The organism is Mesonia sp. K7, from assembly GCF_003233725.1.
GTDB lineage: Bacteria > Bacteroidota > Bacteroidia > Flavobacteriales > Flavobacteriaceae > Mesonia.
Map to the genome: position 1 here is coordinate 1 of NZ_QKQV01000004.1, position 19,904 is coordinate 19,904.

The window sequence follows — 19,904 nt, forward strand, 5'->3', positions numbered from 1 at the left end:
CAACTCCATAAGGTTTACATCATGAAAAGTAGCTCCTGCCTTTAATCCAAAAGCTAAGTTAGAGTTAGCAAAACGTAGCGTATAAGAGAAATCTGCATAGACATTGGTCTCTTTAATGGGACCTATTTCGTCACTAATAGCAGATAAACCCAAGCCTGTATTTTCACCTACTGGAGAATGAGTATTAAAAGTAAAGGTAGTTGGCGCCCCCTCAATTTCATTCCATTGACTCCTGTATAATAACCCAACGTCTAAGTGGTCTTTTGACCCTGCGTAAGCCGGGTTGACTACGTTCATATTATACATGTATTGAGTATACTGAGGGTCTTGCTGTGCATTTGTCTTTATGGTTATAAAGAGAAATCCTGCCAACAATAAATAATATAGTTTTCTCATAGTATGATTTTTGTTGTTTGTAGTATGTTTTATATTAAATTTATTTCCAGAGGTTTAGACCTCTGGAAATATTGATAGATTAATTAGCCTCTCTGTTGATATAAACGTAACCTTTTTTCACTTTACCGTGAACAGCATCTTCGTTTGCCAACACCATTACATAGAAATAAGTACCTGTTGGTAAGGCATTACCGTTTTGGTCTGCCCCACAAAAATCATCGGTATAGTTATCAAACTCGTTTATAAGTCTACCATGACGGTTAAAGAATTTGATGTTTTGAATTCCAGATCTATCATTTAAAAATGTTAAATCTAAACAGTCATTAAGACCGATTGTTGTATCTGGTGAGATTCCTTGTGGTAATACACAACCTTCATTTGCATAGAAAGAAACTTCTACTGTATCTTCTCCTATACAGTCTGGCGCACCAATTTCATTTACTTCTACTACATAAGTACCAGGCGTATTCACCGTAATTGTAGGCCCCGTTTCTCCGGCAATTATACCGCCGTCTAAATACCATACAAATTCAACTTCAGATGCTTGGTAATTAGAAATATTTGCAGTAATTACCGCATCATCGGTTGGGTCATTTGGTGTATTACAAATCGTTTGATTTGTTCCTAAATCTACCACTGGGCGCTCACTGATTTGTACATTTACCATATCGGTTTGTACACAACCTAAATAATCTGTGGTTACTGTGTATGTCCCTGACTGTGTCACTGTGATACTTGGCGTAGTCTCATTAGTGTTCCATAAATAAGTTACGTCATTCATGTCCATTGCTGGTGAGCTGGCTACATCTGTAATATCTGCTGTTAGAGTTACACTATCTCCTGTGCCGCACAAATCAATTAGAGGAGCACCTAAATCTACGGTATACTCTGCATAAACTACATCTGTAGTAACTGTTGTAGAACAATTTGCTTCTGCAATTTCAACAGTATATGTACCCCCTTGTGTAGCTGTATAATAACTCCCTGAAAATGCCATTAAATTTCCATTTCTATACCAAGTATAAGTCACATTGGTTAAATCTGTAATATTAGCAGGTGTTGCTACAATAGGTACACTAAAAGCACCTGGACCACAAGCTACCGTTTGGGCAGGCATATTTACAATAGGATCTTCGTAGACCGTTAGTTCTAACTGCATTACATAAAAACACTGCGTTGGACTTCCTTGAGGGTGCCAGTCTAATCTTGCGTATACCACTTGGTTATACGGCGTGATATTCTGATAAGCTGTAGGCGATGCAATAGCATTTGCAGCATTACCATCTATCGCGTCTACGTCTGTTTCGTAGTAAGTAATATCTACATCGGCTGGCCCCCAATCTGTACCTCTAAATTCTGCGTCTGCTTGAGTAAGGTCAAAAGTACCTATACCATTACCTGAACTACTACACACTTCTAATGGTGCTGCGCAAACTGCTGTAGGGCAAATATCTACATTAGCGGTATCTGTAATTTCTATCGTATAAGCCTCTCCACAATCTAAGTCGTAAGCTACATAGGACGATAATTCGAACTGACCGTAAGGCGATACATTTACATCACTCGCATCAACCGTGAAACAGAATTGGTCTCCGTTAACCGTTGGGTTAGTGGCTGTTCCTACCTGAACCCCATTTTGCAAAATTGCTAAAGTGAGATCGTCTATATTTGGTGGAGTAGTGTTACTCACTGGCATTTTAATGGTACCACAAACCTCGATAGGGAAAGGTACTGATGCATTAATGGTGTCGCCACAAGATTGTGCTGTACCCGCTACATCTACTACACAGTCTAATGTCGTAGGACTTGAATTTACCGACTCCATCGCAATATATCCGAAAGAAGGTGAATCACAAGGAGAGTCTATGTTATCTCCTACAAACAAATCATCTATATACATATAACCCCAATGACCTCCTAAGGTACAGTCACCCATGGTAAATTGTACGGTTGCCTTTTCCCCTATCAACGGTAAGGTGTTTAACTTCATACATGACCATTCACTGTAAAGTACATCTCCTGCACTACCAAAGAAAATACAGTCTGAAGGCTGTGACACGATACAACGTGAAGTGTACAAATCACCATTTTCATCATAGATTGCTACATAAAAATAAGGTTGCTCATCATATTCATGATTTAAAGGATTCTGAAATACTGCAGCAAAATTAAATACAAATACCTCACCTGCAATAAACTCTTTCGTCATATGGTTTACTTTTCCGTTAGCTGAACCTTGTCCAGCCCCGTTATTTAAACGAAAACCGTATTCTGAATAAGGGTTATCAGGAGTAGTTCTTGCAAGTGGTGTATTATTGTCTGTTCCGAATGACACCAAGGTAGCATTGGTTGCGCTATCTGGTGCTCCAACAGGAATAGAAGTTGCTGCTGCCGTAGAACCTCCACAGGTTTTATGCCCTTGCTGATAAGATTCATCAAAAGCATCGTAATTTCCTGAAGAATCAGGGGTTCCGTCGTAAGACTCAAATTTATGGTTTTTGATACATCCACACTCTCTATCGGTTACATCTACCACAAGTGGAGCACTTTCTACTCCTGCTACAGTTTGGGTAACATAATAAGTAGTACCATCTTGCAAAGGTGTACTCACAGGTAGTACTGTGGTCAATGCTTGATCGGCATAAAAGGTGAGGTTCTCACCATATATATATAACTCATCAAAGGTATCGTCTGGTTCTGTAAAACCAGCATTTAGCCAGCTGGTCGCCGAGCAAAAATACTGACTTGCTTGACCAGTTGGAGCTGGCGGTGGCGTTTGGGCATTTACTGCCATAGTACTCATGACTAAGAATAAACACGATAGGCTTATTTTAGCAATGACACTTTTGTAAAGTAATCTTTTAGTCATAATGTTAGGATTTAATCTTTAAAATATTCCTTCCCCAAATAGCATGAGGAAGGAATAATTTTTTATTTATTCTTTAATAATTCTTACTACTTTTTTAACTCCATCAACATAAATAGCTGCAAAATAAGTTCCTGAAGCAAATCTTTCTAACGATATAGCAACTTCATTTGCACCTGCTTGCTGTTTGAGAACTTGTTGACCTGATAAGCTGTAAATTTCAACCTTTTCAATCGGCAATGCGTTTTCAAAATTAACCCTATTATTGGTTGGGTTAGGGTAATAACTCAATCCGTTAAATACCGTGTTTTCCGTATTAATAGTAGGGAAAGGCTCTGTTAATCTAGGAGCACTTTCTACGGGGATATTTGGATCACAAAGTGAATAAAGCTCCGCAACCAAGTTAGTCTCCTTTGGTAAACCATTTACCACTTTGAAGTCTTTACTACTATCGTTTATTGCAGTAGTATATACAGGGTTGGCTTCGTTACCTGGCTCATAAACTCTCAAGATATAGCTTTGGATACTAGAAAGCACTGCTGGCACATCCCATTCTATCACTGCACTTACCGTAGTACCGTCTAAAGAAAGCTCTTGATTACCTATGCTTAAATTTGTTGGCGAAGGACAATCTAACTCCACTGTGATTTGCAAATAATCACTTTCACAATTATTTAGGGTTTGTGTAATGTAATAGGTTTCACCATGTTGTAATAAATGGTTAATTGTCACTAAATCGTACTCACCATTTGTATCAATCACATAATACTTAATATCTGTGCCTGTAACATCTAAATCTCCAGTGGTATCTCCTGTCACATATTGCTGTGTTGTACTAGTTGTTGTAGGCGGTGTCGTAAAATATACGTTAATATCTACGGTACTACTTACATCAGGACAACTTGTGAAATCTAAGTTTGCAGTATATTGATAGTTTCCAGCGGCAGATTGTGTAAAATACACTTCATTTACTGGCGAACCATCATAAGGTACAGTTGCTTGATCATCAAAGTATAAGTCTGTATTTGGCGACCAACTTACAAAACCGTCTGCAAAACTACGAGAAATAACAATGTTGTCGACAGCAACCCACCAACCCCATCCACCAGAATAGTGGATTGCAATTCGAACATCAGAAGAGCCTACATATTGATCTAAATCTACTGTAGTATTGGTAAATGGTCCATCTACATCAATCACTGGTGTTAAGGCTTGTATGTTTTGCCATGGCCCTTGATCTATAGAAACTTGCACCTGTGCTTCGGTATCTTGATTGGTAAAATCTGCAGGGTAAGCTCTAAAGAAATAATCTAGACTCACTTCTACACCAGCCACTCCAACTAAATTGATTGTTGGTGAGATAAGCCTTGTATCTAAGGTACATGCTGGCCCTAGTTGATCTGAAACAGCAAGGTAATACTGAGAATCATCTGGACTAGACAAGGATGCTAATGGGTTATTTGCTGGCGAATGTGGTGAACTTACAATATTCCAATCTGCACTAGCAACATTTCCGTAAGGGGCTGTTGAAGTATTTACTGAAGTCCATCCTTGAGCTCCAGTTTCAAAATCATAAATTTCTGAGCCGGCTGTTAACTTAATTATTTCATCTGCACAGATATTTTCACTTACAGGGATTACACCTAGGTTACCAACACCGTTAGCAGTAATATCTATTGTAGAAGTTGTACTACATGTTGTAATCGGGTTATAACCTGTAACTTCAAAAGTGGTATTGGCTATTACCGTAGGTTGTATGTTTGCGCCAGAATCTGTATGCGCCCCATTGGCATCAGTCCAAGTCCAAGTATATTGATAATCTGTATCTGTACTCGTTGCTGTTAAGTCCGCTTGACCTCCTACACAAACAATCATATTGGTTGCACTCGTTGTGATTGGTAATATTTCATGAACAGTCGCTACCACTTCTTGTCTTGGTGTCTCACATAAAACTTGTGGCGCTACAATTGTCCAGTCATAGAAATAATAATAATTCGTAGAGTTAGACCCTGAGGTAGTTGCACCACCAACTACAGCACCAGAAGCCCCTAAAGGATAAGGAAAATCAGCATCTCCGGAAGCCGTATATAATAATGCAGGACCAGATACTTTACGTAGGTAATATTCTCCAGAAGTTAGTAAGTTCCAATCTAAATTAATAACATTTAATGTTGGCGAAGAAGCTGTTCCTCCGTTTAGCGCAACTGTTTTAGACAATGTTGATTGTAAAGCTCCTCCAGAGGAATTTACCGTTTGTACCAATTCAAGTTCTAAATTTCCACTTCCTGCAGCGTATACTTCTACCGTAGAAATCTTTATAGGTTCGCTTACACTAATCCTTACGCCGTAATTTAAAGTAGAAGTAGTTCCTGCGACAGGTCCTGGATTAGCTTGATGTATTAAATTTCCTCTTCCTAAGAATACTTCTGCTGCCCAAAAAGATGTAGTCTGCGTCAAGTTAGGTGTCGCATAGCTATCACCTACGCCTACCACTTCTCCTCCCGAAGCCATATCATACCAATAAACTTGTGTTTGATCATCATATACACTAGCGTTTTTTGTCACCGAAAGTGTCATCGTTCCGCTTTCACATACTTCATCCCCAATTGGGTTTGATATCCCGCCTAAATCTGTATTACAATCGATATCTTCAAAAGTAATCATTAAAGCTGGACTTTCACATGCACCTACATTTTGGGTCACGTGATACACGTCGCCATCTGTTAAAACAATTGTGCTTGGGTTTGCAATTGGGTTAGCAGTATCTGGTGCTCCCGCTAAATCTGGATACCATTGTAAAGTTGCTCCGTTTATAGTTGGGTAAGCGCCTGCAGCATTTGAAGGAGCTGGAGTTGGTAGTGGTGAAGCATTATCGAAGTCTGCCAACGTCTGTGATGCAGCACTCACAAATGCCTGTGTTGTATTACCATCTGGAACCACCCATGAAGCACAGTCGAAGCCTTCAATATCTAATGTGTAAGGTGAATTGATAGGATTCCCAGAACCATCTATCGTTGCAATCATGATATATATTTCATCTCCCGTATTTACATAAATACTATTAATCTCTATATCGGCACCGTTTTGAGACTCGGCTCCAAATAAACATATACTCTCAATATCACTACACATTTCATAAATGAAAACCCCAGTAGTAACACCATTTGCTAAGCCTGTTACATCAACTGTCAAAATATCATCTTGACTACTTGTAAAATGATAGACCACTTCGTAACCATCTAGAATATCTGAAGTGGCATTACAACCTCCACCTGGGTCACCTTCATAATCTGCAAAACCAAACCTATCTGTTTGATCTGTATCAGAATATGGTAAATCGATACTATTATCTGGTGCACTTGGGGTCTGGTTTACTTCTATTGCTACTTCACAATAAGAACCCAAGGCAATGGTTTGAAACTGTATTGAAGATGACCATGCACTCGTATCTGATGGTCCACAAATTGCTCTCACATGAACATAATAAGTCTGCCCATCTGTTAAACCCGTTAAGGTAGTACTCATTTCTCCGTCTGCATTTACGGCACCTGTCACTGTAGTAAAGGTACAAAATACTGTAGAAGGAGGTCCAGGAATAGGACAAACTGCTACTTCCCATTCTGTAGCATTAGGATTATTGAGATCTAACCATGAAATATCTGCTTCATCAAAACTAATGGTTGACTCATCTACTTGCACGCGTGTAGGGCGAATACAAGAAACTTGCTCTATTGCTGTAAACTTATCCACATACACATATACATCTGAACCTAAATTGGTCACTTCCATCTTCCAAGCAAAATCTGATCCTGTTGGTAAACTTGCCGCAGGGATTAAGTCTGTTTGCGTAGAACAATCTAAGGTTGCTGCCGTTAGTGTATTATAGGTCGTCCAAGTAGTACCATTATCTATCGAATATTGTAATGCGATAGATGCAGCATTGGCAGCAGCAGGGTTACCAGAAACAACATCAACAACTTTATACTCAAAAGAAACCTCAATTGCTAATCCTGTTGTTACTTGAGAAGCATATTGGATAGTTGTAATGTTTCCTCCTGAAGAATTTACTCTAACCGACTGATCTCCAGAACAAGGATCGGTATCTGTCACTACAAAAGGAGGTAGACCTGTATTCCATCCTGGAAAATCTGCAGGCATAGAAACACCGTTTTCAAAATCCTCATAAACAAGCACTTGCGCTTTTGATGTATTTATTGCTATACAGCAAAATAAAAACACAAGACTTAAAAGAAAGTAATTTTTATTCATCATTTATTAAATTTAGTTGTATTAATACTTATTAAAAGTACAACAAGAAAAGCATTCTTTTCTTGTTGTACTCCCTTTTTTTATTCTTTCATAACTTTTACCATCGTTGATCTATCCTCTACAGTAATTTTTACCATATAAGGCCCAGCAGCAAGGTAAGACATATCTATTATTGCTTCTGTTGTATTCAACTTCTCACTAACCACCTGCTGACCCAGCAAGTTAAACACCACTATCTCATCGATTGCCTTTCTATTAGCGATCGACAAATAGTCTCTAACTGGGTTTGGATAGTAAACCAAACCTTCAAAATTAGGATGATCTAAACCAACAACCCTATGGACTTTGATGGGCAATTTATCACTCTCACAGAAACCATTTGGGGTCTGGGTTACGTAATATGTGGTCTGATCGGTAAGGTTTACCTGTGAAGGGTCTGTAACCTCGGTAAAAATCATACCGTCATTGCTCGTATACCAAGTTAAATTGGTTCCCGTAACGGTTAAATCCAATATGGTCTCTCCCTGTACAAAATCTTGGTTTGTAGGACCTGTTGGCAATGCCGCAACATCTTTAATCTCTACCGTTACCGCCAAGCGTGTCTGGCTCTCACATGCATCTATGGTTTGGGTAACATAATATGTCTCACCATCTTCCAATTCATGATTTAAACCCAGAGGCGTTGACGCAGTATCTGAAGCATACCACTGTAAGTCTGATCCTGTTGCCGTCAAATCTGCAATCGTAGCTCCTGTACAAAGCTTTTGGATACTTGTACCCGTTGGAACTGCTGTAGGTTGGTCATTTACAGTCACAACCACTTCTTCTCTTGTACTCTCACAAAGAATGTCTGCTGATCCTATTGTCCAGTTATAAAAGTAGTAATAAGAGGTTGTATTAGAGCCCGTTGCTCCAAACTGACCTGTTGTAACCTCACCATAAATACTATTTGCTCCTATCGGATATGGATAGGTTGTGGTAGAGGCAAAATCTCTAGTCATATCAATATTTCCATCCTGCATTAAACGATAAGTACCTGGAGTAATATTATAATTAAGAGTGACAACAAAAGGTGTTGCACCGTCCATATTCGGAACCGTAACTGGTGTCGTTATAAGTACTTGATCTGTTAAATCATCTACTAATTGTAAATTAAATGTACCTGCTTCGCCATCTGGATAAATCTCTACCGAAGCCAATGTAAATGATTGATAAGCAACAAATTCAAGACCATAATACCCTCCAAAATCACTACTTCCAGGGTCTGGTGCAAGCCTAGCAGAACCCGGAACAGGCACTGTTCCGTCTGTAAACACTTCTGCTACCCAGTAAGAAGTTGTACTGCTAACATTCACATCAAGGCTGTTTCCTGTACCTAACACACTGCCTCCTGTTGCCGCATCATACCAAATCACTTCATTACCTACGCCATTTGTTTGTGCATTCAAGGTCACTTCACCTCCTGGAGCACAGATTATAATATCATCTGCTTGAGAAACTCCCATTGCATTACAATCAAACTCCACAACAGTTACTGCTACTGCAGCACTTTCACAACCCAAAATAGTTTGGGTCACATAATAAGTCGTACCATCTACTAAATCTTCAATAGTTGGGTCTGCAATTGGCATGGTTAATGCCGCATCGGCATACCACGTATAAGAGGTACTATTAGGATCTGTTTCTACAGTAATATCATCCAACACATCAGGCTGTACAAAATAAGGTGCAGGATCTACCTCTACCAGTGGTGCTGCCGCACAATCAAATCCATAAATATCTAAGGTGTAGTTGACCGTTGCAGCCTCTGAAGAAATCACAATGAATATGGTCTCCCCTGCATTGATGTAATAATCGGAAATAGCCATAGCAGAAGGTGAATCTTCGTTGGTCACCCCTGTTAAACAGTTGGTTCCTACCTCACCGCAACTGGTGTAAATATACATACCCGTATTAGGGTTCGTGATCCCTGACAATTCTATTTGTAAGATATCATCATTTACAGGATCTGCGGTATATTGATATACGACTTCGTTGCCATCCAAATAAGCTGCTCCCGGACAGTCCGATCCCGGATCGCCCTCAAAGTTGTCTCCGTAGATCGCTGTAGAATCACTCGTGTTATAAGGCAAGTCTGTATGAGACACTTGTACATCTCCCGTTTGATTTACTGTAGCCACAACTTCTGTACGAGGAGTTGATTCACATAAGACTTCCCCTATCACTACTTTATAATCATGGGTTTCTCCAAATGTACTGCCAGGCGTACAAGCATTTGTTGGTGTTCCTGCATATCTATCTACAATACGCATCACAGTTGGCCCTCCAGTAGTCGCGGGGATAGTAATAGAACCTGTATGAGCTAGTGCCGTACCCGATGAAGTATACAACAACTCATTAGTATCGTTAAAGGCTCCATCACGGTCTAAATCTATCCATATTTTTATTCCTTGACTAAAAGTAGGTCCATGCACTGTGCTAAAGTCATAACTCTGACCCACAGAGAGAGTACCCACTAAACTTGGATCATTGGTGAAATCTCCATATCCGCTAGGCGAACAACCACTACCAACATGATTGATTCCTGCATCAAGCATTACAAAATCTTCTAGTACATCTCCAGAAGTACAGCCCGTTCCATAAGTCGGGATACAATATCCTGAAGGAACTGAACCTCCTACACTTCCAGAGACCAAGTTGATCTCCGACACCCAATAGGATGTAGTGGTGGTTAAGGTTGGTGAGGTAAAAGTATTACCTGTAGCCACTACATTTCCATCTACTGGAGCATCGTACCAATATATTCCTGACCCTGTTCCACTGCCTGTCGCCGTCATGGTTACTTCGCCTTGACAACTTACCGTACCCGTCGTGGTTGCTGTAATCCCCAAAGAACTACAGTCTATTTCTTCGACCAATATTGAAGTTGGCGTACTTTCACAACCGTTAAAAGTTTGCGTGACAAAGTAAGTAGTATTATCCATTAAAGTTGTCGTATCTGGGATTGGATTAGTAGCTCCTGGCCCCGCATACCAATTTAAAGTGGCTCCATTTTCAGTAGTATCTACCTCTAGGTCTGCCAAGGTATCTCCTCCAACAAAATCCTGAGGAGAATCTCCATCGGGTGCTGCCAAAGCCGCACAATCGAATGGTATAATATCTAGTGTATACCCTATGGTTGGAGTTAACCAACTCGATACAACTATATAATAATCCTCTCCTGCAGTCACCTGAAAATCTTCTATCCCAAAATCATCATCGCTCGGTCCTGCAACCGCTCCCGCTAAACAGTTGTCTAACAAATCACCACAACTGTCATATACAAATACAGCTCCGTAGAAATCCGTTAGATCTGAAAGCTGGATATCAACCAACTCTGTATTGGGCGCCGTAAACTTGTACACTACATCGTTACCGTTCAGGTAATTCTCTGTCGTCCCGCAATTGGTTCCTGGCGTTCCTTCGTAAGGGTCTCCGTAGTTTAAAGTATTGTTATTGGCATCGGTATAGGGCAAAGTCGTTACCTGGATATCACCATTGGTATCCACTGTTGCAATCACCTCTTCTCTTGGAGATTCGCAGATAATAGTATTTCCACCACATAAATCGTAGTGAATTATTCCATTCCATGTTCTAGGAGAACAGCAATAATCAAATGCAGAACAGTTACCATTTCCAGAATTAAAAGTTAAATCAGCATTAGAAAAAGTATTAGCACTAGGCGTATAACGTAAATTTGCTAATATATATATACCATAAGTTTTACCAGCGTCCAAAAGAACACCGTTTGTCAAGTTAAATTGTAATTGCTGACCTGAAGTAGCATTAACCGAAAGGCTTTCTACAAGAGTCCAGTCAGCCTGAGTAGTACCTGTAAATCCTCCTTCCACATAATAAATATCAACAGGAAAAGAAGAACTTGTTGCGTTTGGTAATATTGTGAAACCTTCTATCAACATAGAGTTATTAATTACAAGATCAAACATATTACCTGCACCACAACTTGAACCTGTGGCAAATGTTGTTTGCAGTTGATCTGCACAACCAGAGCCTCCTCCTGAACCTCCATTATCAACCAACACCTCTGAAGCCCAGTAAGAAGTAGTTGAAGTAATTTGGGGCGTAGTATATGTTGGACCTGACCCTACAAGATTTCCACCAGTTTGAGCATCATACCAATAAATCTCATTACCATTACCGGAAGGTGTGGCTGTTAAAGTTGCCGAACCTACACAAGGTACTGTATCTCCCATAGAACTTGTAATATCCAAAATATTACAAATAATTTCTTCTGCATTTACTGCTACAATATTACTCACACAGCCATTTAATGTTTGTGTTACATAATAAGTAGCGCCATCTACTGCAGGGTCTGTATTTTGAAGCATCATTGTTCCTGCCGCATCCGAATAAAAAGTTAAATTGGCACCTTCTATATCTAAGTCACCAAGAGTATCTCCAGGGTTAAAATATTCTGGATCGTCTACCGTTGGACCTGTAGTGTAATCTGCACAATTGATCATTGCCTCTTCAATTGTCAAGGTATAATCTATACTCATTGGCGTACCGTTACCTGAAACCACAATAAAATAAGATTCTCCCGCATAGACCGTGAACTCATCTATTGCAAAATCAGAAGACGACCCCGTGTTTACAGCTCCCGCTAAACAGGAATTTCCAATTTCCGAACAGTTCTCATAAACAAAAACCGAGGCATCATTACCAGTGATTGCTGAAAGACCTATTTTGACCACCCTGTCGGTATCTGCCACGTATTCATACACCACATCACTACCATCAAGGTAATCATCTGTAGTATTACAATTGTTACCTGGATCTCCCGCATAATTATTCGCAAAAGCACCTGTCGAATTTGTATTTACATAAGGTAATGGGTTTGTCGTAACGATATCCGCTGCATTGTTTACTGTTGCTATCACCTCTGTTCTTGGACTAGACGAACAAATCGCTTGCTCATCACCAATCGTTAGGTTATAGAAAATGTACTGTAAGGTTGATGTTCCCGTTGCCGTTGCACCCCCTGTAACAGACCCGTAAGTCCCTAGAGGATCTGGAAAAGAACCTGACTCATACCTAAAAGTAGGCCCAGAAACTTTCACCAGTCGGTATTGACCAGGAGCTATATTAAAATTCAAAGACACTACCACAGAAATTGGCGCCGCAGAAGTTCCTCCCGCAGGCATCGTAGCCGAAGCTGAAGCCACTGTAGCGTTACCATTATTTATATCTCTTAATTCCACATTTAAGATTCCTCCTGCTGCTGATGTACTAAACACTTCAGCATCAATTAAGGTCATCTGTTGCGTGACGTCTAAAATTATACCTCCGTTAGTGGTGGTAGATAAAGTTCCTGAAGAAGTTGGCTGGCCTTGACCTGTTAAAACAGAACCTGTCGCCGCGACTTCAGACACCCAAAAAGAAGTTGTTGTTGCTATTTCAGGAGTGGTAAAGGTTGCTCCCTTACCAATAGGAGTGCCTCCTGTAGCGTTTTCATACCACCAAATCCTGGTATCTACAGCCTGTTCCGCTCCGGTTGCTTGAAGCTCGACCACGCCTTCCCCACAAACAGACGCTCCTTGCGATGAAACTATTGAGAGTACCGAACACTGTACCTCGTTTACGGTTATGGTCAAAGCTGGACTTTCGCAAGTCCCGAAAGACTGTGTTACATAATAAGGTGTATTATCAACCATCACCGTATCGTCTTGAATGACCGTAGTCAAAGCCGCATCGCTGTACCATGTAAGATCTGAGCCGGTCACATCTAAACTGGCCAATGTCTGCCCAGCTATAAAATCCTGTGTTGCCGATCCCGTTGGCGCAGGATAGTTCGTACAAAGCACGCCATCTAAATTAAACGTATAAGGGAAGGTTCCCGTTACGGCAGAACTGGAAACCACTATATAATAGGTTTGACCATTTACAACCGAAAACTGTAAATCATATGTTCCTGTGTTTTCATTTACCGCTCCAGCATAACAATCTGTACCTATATCGGCACAAGATTCGTAGACAAATATACTTGTTTCGTTTGCCGTGATGTTTGCCAACTCAGCCGTCATAATATAATCGGCAGTGGCCGTATATTCATACACCACCTCATTCCCATCTAAATACATATCGGCCGTGCCGCAATCGTTCCCTGGGGCACCAGTATAATTATTGGCATAGTTTGCCGTATCATCCGTATCTGTATAAGGAAGAGATGTCACCAGTTCATCGCCCGCAGTATTTACGGTCGCTGTCGCTTGCATTCTAGGTGTAGACTCACATTGAATCGCCACTGAATCGAAATAAATTTTTCCGTAAAATGCTCTAGGATTATTAGCTGTAGGATTCGTGGAAGGCCCACTATAACCAACATTATCCGTACCGCCCAATTTATTATCTCCCACTAAAAGGCTCACCCCATTGCTTGAAAAATTATTTGGAGCTGCAGGCGTTGTGGTATTACCCCAATAGTAAAATGTAGACACCCCGCTAGTATTTGCAGTCATCACCAAAGCAAAACGATAAACCGTATTCCCTGGAATAACTATAGAAGTATTATTGAAAATATTAGAAAGCCCTATAGAAGCACCACTGGTTGATGTCTGCGCTGGAGTTGCCAAAACCCATCCATTTGAAGCGTTGATTGCAGAAGGAGGACCTGTCAAATCTGTCGCGTGATACCATAACTCATGCTCTCTAGTAACATTTGCGGGCATATAGTTATCCAAACCCGTAATAGTAATAGAATTAGAATTTGTGTTTTCAACAGCAAAAGTAACCGTGCTACCTATAGCACTTAAGTTATTCGAAGCTCCCGCAGTAAAAACTGTTTCTGCATCACCGATTATTGGAGTACCTGAGTACAAGACTTCTGTCGCCCAATACTGCGTAGTGGATGTTAGCACAGCAGTTTCAAAAACATTTCCTGAACCGACATAATTTCCACCTGTAGCGGCATCAAACCAAACAATATCATCTCCTGTTCCGGACGAAGTCGCTTCTAAAACAACCTTACCTGGACCACAAACCGAGCCATCTACCGTATTTGTTATAGCAAGTGTACTACAATTTTGGGAAAACCCAAAAACCATAGTAAAGCAAGCCAAAATAAAACTTAGCATGTAATTTTTTTTCATATGTTTAAATTTTAAGAACTATTAACATTAGCTTCAAATATAAAAAAAATATTTTAGATATACTTAGGATATACGAACTAAATCTTTAAAATAATCTTAACAAAAAAAGGAGCAGTAACCACCACTCCTTTTTATCATAAATTCAATGTGTGAAAAATTATTCTTTTATAATTTTCACCATAGTAGACTTCTCTTCTACAGTGATTTTTACCATATAAGGCCCAGCAGCAAGGTAAGACATATCTATTATTGCTTCTGTTGTATTCAACTTCTCACTAACCACCTGCTGACCCAGCAAGTTAAACACCACTATCTCATCGATTGCCTTTCTATTAGCGATCGACAAATAGTCTCTAACTGGGTTTGGATAGTAAACCAAACCTTCAAAATTAGGATGATCTAAACCAACAACCCTATGGACTTTGATGGGCAATTTATCACTCTCACAGAAACCATTTGGGGTCTGGGTTACGTAATATGTGGTCTGATCGGTAAGGTTTACCTGTGAAGGGTCTGTAACCTCGGTAAAAATCATACCGTCATTGCTCGTATACCAAGTTAAATTGGTTCCCGTAACGGTTAAATCCAATATGGTCTCTCCCTGTACAAAATCTTGGTTTGTAGGACCTGTTGGCAATGCCGCAACATCTTTAATCTCTACCGTTACCGCCAAGCGTGTCTGGCTCTCACATGCATCTATGGTTTGGGTAACATAATATGTCTCACCATCTTCCAATTCATGATTTAAACCCAGAGGCGTTGACGCAGTATCTGAAGCATACCACTGTAAGTCTGATCCTGTTGCCGTCAAATCTGCAATCGTAGCTCCTGTACAAAGCTTTTGGATACTTGTACCCGTTGGAACTGCTGTAGGTTGGTCATTTACAGTCACAACCACTTCTTCTCTTGTACTCTCACAAAGAATAGAACCAATTATTACTTTGTAATCATGTGTTTCGCCAAAAGTACCCCCTGGGTTACAAGCACCTGTTGGTGATCCTGCATATCTCCCCATCACCCTCATTACTGTAGAACCAGAAGTACCTCCTGGAATAGTAATCGAACCTGTTGTATTAGCCGATCCTGAAGTAGAAGCAAATAAAAGTTCAGTAGCATCATCAAAAGTACCGTCTTGGTTCAAATCAATCCAAATTTTAAGCCATTGATTAGCAAAATTATGCGTTGCACTAAAATTATAAGTGTTTCCTATAGTCATGTTTCCAACTAATGAAGGGTCAGTAGTATAGTCTGTATAAGCATTAGCAGAACATCCTGTACCTGAATGACTAATCCCTGCAGTCGACATTACAAAATCATCAATATCATCTCCTACCGTACAACCTGTTGGATAAGAAGGTACACAATAAGTATTTGAAATTGGCCCAGCAGTTACTCCGCTACCCAAATAGACTTCTGAAGCCCAGAAAGAAGTGGTTTGCGTTACATTTAGTGAAGGGTTCGTTCCTGTTGCAACGACATTACCTCCTGATGCTGCATCATACCAAAAAATATCATAACCTATACCCGTACTTTGAGCTGATAATGTCACGTTACCTCCTGGCGCACAGATGACCACATCATTTGTCTGAGAAACCCCCATCGCTGCACAATTAAATTCTACAACTGTTACTGCCACTGGAGCACTTTCACAACCTAAAATAGTTTGGGTCACATAATAAGTCATACCATCTACTAAATTTTCAATAGTTGGGTCTGCAACTGGCATGGTTAATGCTGCATCGGCATACCACGTATAGGTTGTGCTATTAGGATCTGTTCCTACATCTATATCACTTAATGTATCTGGTTGCACAAAATACGGCGCAGTATCAACATCAACTAATGGTGCTGTCGCACAATCAAACCCATAGATATCTAAGGTATAATTTACTGTATTATTTTCTGAAGAAATCACAATGAATATGGTCTCCCCTGCATTGATGTAATAATCGGAAATAGCCATTGCAGAAGGTGAATCTTCATTGGTCACTCCCGTTAAACAATTGGTTCCTACTTCCCCGCAACTGGTGTAAATATACATTCCCGTGTTAGGGTTCGTAATTCCTGACAATTCTATTTGTAAAATATCGTCATTTACAGGATCTGCCGTGTATTGATAGATAACCTCGTTTCCATCTAAATAAGCAGCACCTGGACAGTCAGCACCAGGGTCTCCTTGAAAACTATCTCCGTATATAGCTGTAGAATCACTTGTGTTATATGGCAAGTCAGTATAAGCTACTTGTACATCACCTGTTTGATTAACTGTTGCGGTAACTTCTGTGCGCGGTGTAGATTCGCAAATTAACTCCCCTGTAGATATTGTCCAGTTATAGAAGTAGTAATAACTTGTAGAAGTTGAGCCTGTAGCTCCAAAACAACCCGAAGTAACTTGACCCACCGAACCATTTGGGCCTAAGTCATACGGAAAAGTTATCCCTGAGAAATCTCTCGTCATATCTATGACCCCTTGTTGAATCAGTCTATAATCACCTGCTTGAGGCACAAAGAAATTTAATGGTACCGTCATTGGCGTATCTCCATTCATATTAGGCACCGTTACCGAAGTACTGGTAATCACGGTATTCGTGGCATGATCCACTAATTCTATATCAAAAGTTCCTGCCTCTCCGTCTGGGTAAATATCAACTTCAACAATCGTAAAAGACTGGTTTGCCGTAAAAATCAAACCATAATTAGCACCTCCAAAATCAGTACTTCCCGGTGTAATCGCAGGTTTGGCATTACCTGTTGAAGTCAGACCTTCGGCATTTACCTCTGAAACCCAATAAGACGTAGTGCTTGTTAATACTGGTGTCGTAAAGGTGTTCCCAAATTCAATAGGATTTCCTCCTGTCGCAACATCATACCAATAAATCTCATTACCTGTCCCACTAGCAGTTGCTGTAAAGGTTACTTGTCCTTGACAATTAACCGCACCTGTGTCTGTAACCTGATTAATCGCTAGAGCACTACAATCTATTTCTTCGACCAATATTGAAGTTGGTGCACTTTCACAACCGTTAAAAGTTTGCGTGACAAAGTAAGTAGTATTATCCATTAAAGTTGTCGTATCCGAAATAGGGCTGGTTGCTCCTGGACCTGCGTACCAATTTAAAGTTGCTGGGTTTTCAGTAGTCTCCACTTCAAGATCGCTTAACATATCCCCTGTTACAAAATCTTGAGGAGAATCACCATCTGGCGTAGCCAAACTAGCACAATCGAATGGTATAATATCTAAAGTGTATCCTACTGTAGATGATAACCAACTAGACACTACTATATAGTAATCTTCACCAGCGGTGACTTGGAAATCTTCTATGCCAAAATCATCATCACTCGGCCCAGCTATTTCTCCTGCAAGACAATTGTTACCAATCTCTCCACAATTATCATATACAAAAACAGAAGCATAGAAATCGGTTAAATCTGATAGTAAAATGTCAACTAATTCCGTATTAGGTGCTGTAAATTTGTAAACCACATTGTTTCCGTTAAGGTAATTTTCTGTTGTCCCACAACTAGATCCTGGAGAACCAGCAAAAGGATCTCCATAATTCGCCGTATCATTATTAGAGTCATTATAAGGAAGTGTTGTCACCTGAACATCTCCATTTACATCTACTGTTGCAACCACTTCCTCTCTTGGTGATTCACAAGCTACATCACTTATAATAACCTTATAGTCGTGCGTCTCTCCAAATGTTCCTCCTGGATTACAAGCATCTGTAGGCAAGTTTGCATACCTACCCATCACTCTCATCACCGTCGCTCCTCCATTTGCTCCAGGTATTGTTATAGAGCCTGTAGTATTAGCGGATCCTCCTGGTGAAGCAAATAAAAGCTCACTAGCACTAAAAGTTCCATCTTGATCTAAATCAATCCATATTTTCAACCATTGGTTAGCAAAATTATGCGTTGCAGAGAAACTATAGGTGCTCCCAATATTCATCACCCCTACTAAGTTTGGGTCATTCGTATAATCTGCATAAGCACCTGTAGAACACCCTGTACCTGTGTGCGATATTCCTGCACTAGACATGTCAAAATCATCTATATCATCTCCAACTGTACACCCGGTTGGATAAGTTGGAACACAATAAGTTGGCGTAGCACCACCTGAACCCGATTCCATTTTTATTTCTGATGCCCAATAAGAAGTTGTGGTTGAAATAACAGGAGTTACAAAAGTACTTCCTGTCCCTACAATGTTTCCTCCCACTGCAGCATCATACCAATAAATATCATCCCCTGTTCCTGTAGAAGTTGCTGTTAAAGTAGCGGTACCTTGACAAGCTACAGTATCTCCCGAAGAAGATGTAATATCTAAAGTATAGATAGAGCAATCTATGGTTGTTGAAAAAGCGAAAGGCCCCTCCCAAAAACTCGTTCCATCAGTAGTTCCACAATCTGCTTGAATATAAAACTCGTAGTCGGTATCTGTCGTTAAGCTACCAATAGTAGTTGGATTGGTGGTCGCTACATGCGTAATTCCTGTTCCTTGAGCAAAACCTGGTGCACCGTATTCTATGTTCCAACTTGCTGGTGTTGGTGTATTGGTGTCTGTCCAAGCAACATCAATAGAGGTATTTGTCGCATTTCCTGTTTGCACGTTTGTTGGTGAAATACACGTTGGTGGCACCTGATAATGCACTGTAATTATCCATGTATTATTATCTACTTTATTATAGTGGGTACCGCACCCTGCATTTGGAGCTGTGGAACCCCAAGTCCTCCAAGCCTGCATTTCAAAAATTAGACTGGTTCCTCCTGCGTAATAACCATTTGCAAAGGTAAGAGCTGTTCTACTATATGAGAAAGTCCCTCCTGTACTTCCAGAACCATTTATCGTTGCTTCTGTAAAACCATTGTTTTGAAAATGTACTCGTGATCGTTGTTCAGACATGTAAGCTACATTAGCAGCAGTCATATCATAAGCTATATCAACACCTAAAACCTCCCAATTCCCTGTAGTTGCAGGCAAGGTTACTGTTAGTGCTGTCGAAGGACCATTACAAGTTGAGTCATAAGCATTAAAAGCCGTAGGTATATCTCCAGCGCTATAGGTTGCGGAGATGGTTTGCACTTGTGCATTCCCATAAAGTCCACAAGCTAAAAAACCCAAAAATAAGAATAAGTATTTTTTTGCCATAAAAATTTATGTTTAGTTAAGAAAATATTAATAATCTACAATAGCTATCAAATATATAATAAAAATTATTTTT

At 40.1% G+C, this 19,904-nt stretch carries 5 protein-coding genes; all 5 read right to left on the reverse strand.

Annotated features, from left to right (window positions below):
* Positions 1-396, reverse strand: a 396-nt coding sequence (locus tag DNG35_RS03950; protein ID WP_146228831.1) for a PorP/SprF family type IX secretion system membrane protein, incomplete at its 3' end; no start/stop codon positions are given.
* Positions 397-475: 79 nt separating this feature from the next.
* Positions 476-3,265: a gliding motility-associated C-terminal domain-containing protein gene (locus DNG35_RS03955; protein WP_111126463.1), complete on the reverse strand. Its 2,790-nt coding sequence runs from the start codon at positions 3,263-3,265 to the stop codon at positions 476-478.
* A 66-nt stretch (positions 3,266-3,331) separates the two neighbouring features.
* On the reverse strand, positions 3,332-7,531 hold the full coding sequence (locus DNG35_RS03960; protein ID WP_158524869.1) for a T9SS type A sorting domain-containing protein: 4,200 nt from the start codon (positions 7,529-7,531) through the stop codon (positions 3,332-3,334).
* Between the two features lie 80 nt (positions 7,532-7,611).
* A complete protein-coding gene (locus DNG35_RS03965; protein WP_111126465.1) occupies positions 7,612-14,679 on the reverse strand; it encodes a GEVED domain-containing protein in 7,068 nt (2,355 codons plus the stop codon).
* Between the two features lie 157 nt (positions 14,680-14,836).
* Positions 14,837-19,831, reverse strand: a complete 4,995-nt coding sequence (locus DNG35_RS03970) for a GEVED domain-containing protein (protein ID WP_111126466.1) — start codon at positions 19,829-19,831, stop codon at positions 14,837-14,839.
* Positions 19,832-19,904 lie beyond the last annotated feature (73 nt).